The organism is Ligilactobacillus acidipiscis DSM 15836 (assembly GCF_001435755.1).
In the GTDB taxonomy this organism is placed as follows: Bacteria; Bacillota; Bacilli; order Lactobacillales; family Lactobacillaceae; genus Ligilactobacillus; species Ligilactobacillus acidipiscis.
Map to the genome: position 1 here is coordinate 1 of NZ_AZFI01000245.1, position 2070 is coordinate 2070.

Sequence of the window (2070 nt, forward strand, 5' to 3'; positions counted from 1 at the left end):
GCAAACTCTGGCGAAGTAAGTCTTACAAGTGAGAATGTGACGCAAACTCTCGCAAAGTAAGTCTCACAAGTGGGTCGTACGAGGCACCTCGCTGAAATTTTGTTGCTAACGTCTTTCAAATAAAAATATTTGATTCTTGACAAGTAGGTTAAATGAGCTTAAACTACAAATTAACTTAAAAAATGATTAGAAAGCAATGAAGAGATGAGTAGAATTTTGAAGCGTAAAGAAAGTTTGCAGCTGGTGTGAGCAAACGGCGGAGAAATTTGAAGATGGTCTTGGAGCTGAAGTGGGCGAGCGTTCGTAAGCCACTGGTGGGCGACTTCCAATATCAAGTTGAGATCAGTTTTATTAAATAAGCTGGTTGTTGAGCCGACTAATGTCGGAAATTAAGGTGGTACCGCGGATGTTCGCCCTTAGGAAAGAAATTTCTTAAGGACGAATTTTTTTAGAATTTTAAATGAATCGATTCGGAAAGTAGTGCTAGAAAAATAGTTAACAGAGAGACGATATTTGCTGAAAGTTGTCACTATTTGCTGCATGAAAAATGGCCGATGATCAGGTCACGTGAGCTGACAATTTGTGAGCGTGTCTCGGCTTGTCTCCGTTAAAGGACAAGCCGCAAACAAGTTAAGTTATGCTTGCGGTTATTAAGGTTTGTATGAGTGATCTGCAAACAAATCAGGATGGTAAAGTGACTTCCCCGCTTCTGTTGTTTAGTGACAGGAGTGGGGAATTTTTTATATAAATTAAAAAAGGGGTAATCAATATGAGTAAAACAGCAATTATTACAGGGGCAGGACAAGGGATCGGTGAAGCTGCAGCTTACCGTTTGGCACAGGATGGATTTGCAATTGCTGTGGCTGACATCAACGAAAAAACAGCGCCAAAAGTGGCACAAAATTTACGGGAACAGGGATATCAAGCACAGGCCTACATTGTTGATGTGGCTGACCGGGACGCAGTCTTTGATTTAGTAGATCAAGCTGTGGCGGACTTAGGCAAACTGGCCGTCTTTGTGAATAATGCTGGTGAAGCATTTATCGATCCGATCATTGATTCGGATCCGGAGCAGATCTCGCATCTTTTGGATGTGAACTTGAAAGGGACTTTCTGGGGGATCCAAGCCGCCGCGAAACGTTTTAAGCAACAAGGAAATGGTGGGCGGATCATTAACGCTGCTTCATTGGCGGGAGTCGAAGCCTCAGCTTTACAAAGTGCCTATTCTGCTTCTAAGTTTGGGATCAGAGGGTTAACGCAATCGGCTGCCAAGGAATTAGCCGCTGATCAAATCACAGTTAATGCTTATAATCCGGGGATCGTGCGGACTCCTTTAAGAGATGCGATCGACGAAAAAACTTCTAAACTCAAAGGTTTGTCGGTTGCAGAACAACAAGCCAATTGTTTAACGGAGATCGGCTTAGGGCGTGAAGGAGTACCGGCAGATGTCGCTGAAGTGATCGCATGGTTTGTTTCGCCGAGTGCTGCTTATATCACGGGACAATCATTGCTGGTTGATGGCGGGATGAAGTTCCACTAAAGACTAAGAGAGGAAGTGAGCAGATGAGTAAAGCAGAAGTGGCGATCGACCTGCAAGATATCAATGTTAGCTTTGATAAAAAAGGTGAGACATTTACCGCCGTCGATGATGTTTCTTTGCAGGTCCGCCAAGGCAGTGTCTATGGTATTGTTGGTTATTCGGGTGCGGGTAAAAGTACCTTGGTGCGAGTCATCAATTTATTACAACGGCCGACAAGTGGCACGGTGACAGTGTCAGGACAAAATTTGCAAGAATTAAATGATAAAAAATTGCGCAAAGTCCGTAAGAAGATCGGCATGATCTTTCAGCAGTTCAACCTCTTGCAGTCGCGGACCGTCTTGAATAACGTTGAATATCCTCTGCTCAGTGAAAAAACTCCGCACGCAAAGCGGAAGGCTAAGGCGCAGAGATTATTGGAGCTAGTCGGTCTGGCAGACTATGCTGCTTCTTACCCGGAGGATTTGTCTGGTGGGCAAAAGCAGCGTGTGGCGATCGCACGCGCACTGGCTAACGACCCTGATATTTTGATC

2 protein-coding genes are annotated in these 2070 nt (G+C 44.5%); both read left to right on the forward strand.

The genetic code is table 11. The annotated features are described in order from the left end of the window. The first annotated feature begins 769 nt into the window (after positions 1-769). Positions 770-1540 (forward strand): acetoin reductase, encoded by a 771-nt coding sequence (locus FC65_RS10365; RefSeq protein ID WP_056972646.1) that lies wholly within the window; start codon positions 770-772, stop codon positions 1538-1540. Positions 1541-1563: 23 nt separating this feature from the next. Beyond that, a partial coding sequence (locus tag FC65_RS10370) for an ATP-binding cassette domain-containing protein (protein WP_156408631.1) occupies positions 1564-2070 on the forward strand: 507 nt, incomplete at its 3' end.